Annotated in this window: 2 protein-coding genes; both read right to left on the bottom strand. The window is 70.9% G+C overall.

The window, feature by feature from the left end:
* Window positions 1–1,877 (bottom strand): response regulator (locus tag D7X55_RS38125; RefSeq protein WP_233610319.1); only part of this gene is annotated, 1,877 nt, incomplete at its 3' end.
* Window positions 1,878–2,020: 143 nt separating this feature from the next.
* Window positions 2,021–2,812: J domain-containing protein (locus tag D7X55_RS38120; RefSeq protein ID WP_121725604.1), on the bottom strand; the 792-nt coding region annotated here is incomplete at its 5' end.

Below are 2,812 nucleotides of genomic sequence, written 5' to 3'. Positions count from 1 at the left end.
GGGGCTTCCGGCTCCGTGAAGTAGGCCTCGGACGCGGGCACGTCCTGGCCAGCGGCCTCCGCCGGCTCCGTGGCGGCCGGCTGCGCGTCGAAGGGCGTCGTCGCGGGGAACTCGACGTTGAGCGCCACCGGGGCCACCTGGGGCGGCACGATGCCGTGGCCGGGGTACGGCGGCAGCGCGAGCTGCGGCGGCGCGGACTCCTCCACCGGCACCTCTTCCTGGTACGGCTCCGTGCCGCTGACCAGCGTCACCTCCGACGACGGCGGGGCCGGCGTGGGCGGCGGCACGTGCGCCAGCGGGCTGGGCGCGATGGCCGCGCCACCGAAGATGGGCGGACGCGAGGGCTGCGCCTCCACGGGCGCCTGCGCGGGCTGCGAGGCGAACGGGCTGGGCGCGGCGGCCGGAGCACGGCCCCCCGCCCCCCAGGGCGAACCCGGGCCCCAGGTGCTGGAGGCGCTCAGGCCTTCCGTGTCCACGCGGCTCCAGTCGAGCAGCAGGCTGCGCCGCGCATGGTCCACCGCGCGGTGCGCCGGAGGCGGCTCCACGAGGAACGCCGAGCCCTCCTGCGACAGCGGCGGCACCGCGGGCTCCCCGTCCTGACCGAACGACGGAGGACCGTCCTCGCCGGGGCGCACGCGCGGCGGGAAGATGATCACCTGCGCGGGCTGCGCGGAGACCGGCGCGGACGCCATCTCCGCCACGGGCGTGACCTCCTCCACGGGCTCTGGCTGCGCGGGCGGGGCCTCCTCCACGGGCGCGGCCTCCGCCATGGGCGCCGCATCCACCGCGAGCGGCTCCACGGGCGCCGGCGCTTCCTGCAGCTGCTCCTGGGGCGCGGTCTCCGGCGCGGGCGCGACGTCCACGGGGATGGGCGGCGCGGCGTTGAGCCACTGCTCGATGCCCGGCTTGCGGCTCTGCACGGGCTCCAGCGGCGCGTTGCCCAGCTCGCGGATCAGCCCTTCGAAGTACAGCTTGCTGATGATGCCCAGCGCGGCCAGGTCCTCGAAGTCCGAGTCCTCCACCACGCGCGACAGCGCGCGCTTGCCGTCGAACAGGCGCAACAGGCCGTTCACCTCGTCGGGGATCTCCGACAGGCGGTCCGCCAGCTGGTGGTAGTCGATCTCGAAGACCGTCTCCAGCGGCGGGAGCTGCTCGAGCATCCGGCCCCACTCGTCCAGCCGGCGCATGCCCTCCATGAGGAGGCCCTGCGTGGAGACCTCGATGCGCTCCGGGCGGTCCAACGTGGTGAACTGCACGTCGAACTGGCCTTCGAACGTGTTGAGCAGGCGGTAGAAGGCGTTCTCGCCCTTGAGCCGGCCCAGCTCCGCGTCGATGACGCGGCCTTCCTTGAAGTAGACGACGCCGGTGCGCTCGCCCTGGATGGAGATGACGCCCGTCTTGCGGCCGATCTCGAAGGTCTGGACCAGGTCCACGACGCCCATGTCGGCGAGGCTTCCCGCGAAGCCACCCTTGGTCGTCTCGCGCTTCTCGATGCGTTCCTTCTCGGCCTTCTGAAGGATCATCTTCACGCGGGTGACGATCTCTTTGATGTAGATGGGCTTCGTCAGGTAGTCGTCGCCCCCGAGCTCCAGGCCGCGCACCTTGAACTCGACCGACTTCTGGTTCGTCAGGAAGACGAAGGGGATGAACTTGAAGCGCTCGTCGGACTTGAGCGTCTTGCAGAGCTCGAAGCCGTCCATCTCCGGCATCTTGGTGTCCGCGAGCACGAGGTCCGGCGGGCTGATCTGGACCTTCTCCAGCGCATCCTTGCCGTGGATCGCAGTCGTGACGGAGAAGCCGGCCTTCTTCAGGCTGACCTCCATCACGCGCAGACTCTTCGCGTCACCATCGACGAGGAGCAGGTGCTGCTTGGCCACGTGGCATGCCTTTCAAGACGGGCGAGGCGGCGGATCCAGCGGGGCGCCCCGTGAGGCGCAAGCATCGGGTCCGCTTTCGAGGTGTGTCAATGGGCGGGACTGTCCGGAAAACCGGCCGGTTCCCTCCCCGGAGGACAGGCGAGTCAGCGGAAGAGACCCTTCTTGGGCGGGTTCTTCTTGCGCATGTCGATGAGCCGCAGCTCCTGGTTCGCCTCCAGGTGCTTGGGGTTCGCGCGCACCGCTTCCCGGAAGTGCCTCTCCGCGCGGTCCATGTCCCCTTCCACGCGGGCGATGACGCCCAGCTGGTAGTGGGCGCGATCACAGTTCGGGTCGGTGCGCACCGCATCCGCCATCCACTGTTTCGCGCGGGGCATGTCGGCCTTGCGGTTGGGGTCCATGTAGACGGACCAGGCGCGCGCCGCGAGGTACAGGGGCTTGGGGTCCAGGCCGTAGGCGCGCTCGTAGTGCTCGCTGGCGGCGATGAAGTCGCGCTTGCGGAAGAACACCTCGCCCATGCGGAAGAGGTCGTCCGCGTTGGTGTCCGCGCGGGCCGCGGCGGGGCTTCCAGGACGGGCACTGGCGGCCGCGGGAGGCTTGGGGGCGGACTGCGCGCCCTGCTGGGCCAGCTGGTAGTTCTTGCGGCGGGTGTCGTCGTGGAGGACTTCGTAGGCCTCGCGGATGGACTCGAAGACGGCGGTGATCTTCGGGGCCAGGTGGGGCAGCGACGGCGGCAGCCGGTCCGGGTGGAAGACCTTGGCGAGGCTCAGGAAGGCGGCCTTCACCTGGTCCCGGGTGGCGTCCTGCGGAACCCCAAGTGTGACGAAGTGGTCCTTCTTCGTCTGGATGTCGGCGTAGCGCTGTTCAATCTGCTGCGCGAGCCGGCCCTCGTCGGGCTTGGGCGGCTCCGCGGGCGCGGCGGCGGCGGGCGCCGGGGC

Source organism: Corallococcus sp. AB049A, from assembly GCF_003668885.1.
In the GTDB taxonomy this organism is placed as follows: Bacteria; Myxococcota; Myxococcia; order Myxococcales; family Myxococcaceae; genus Corallococcus; species Corallococcus interemptor.
The sequence above is the reverse complement of the archived record's forward strand: the minus strand, read 5'-3'. Positions and strand labels throughout refer to the sequence as shown.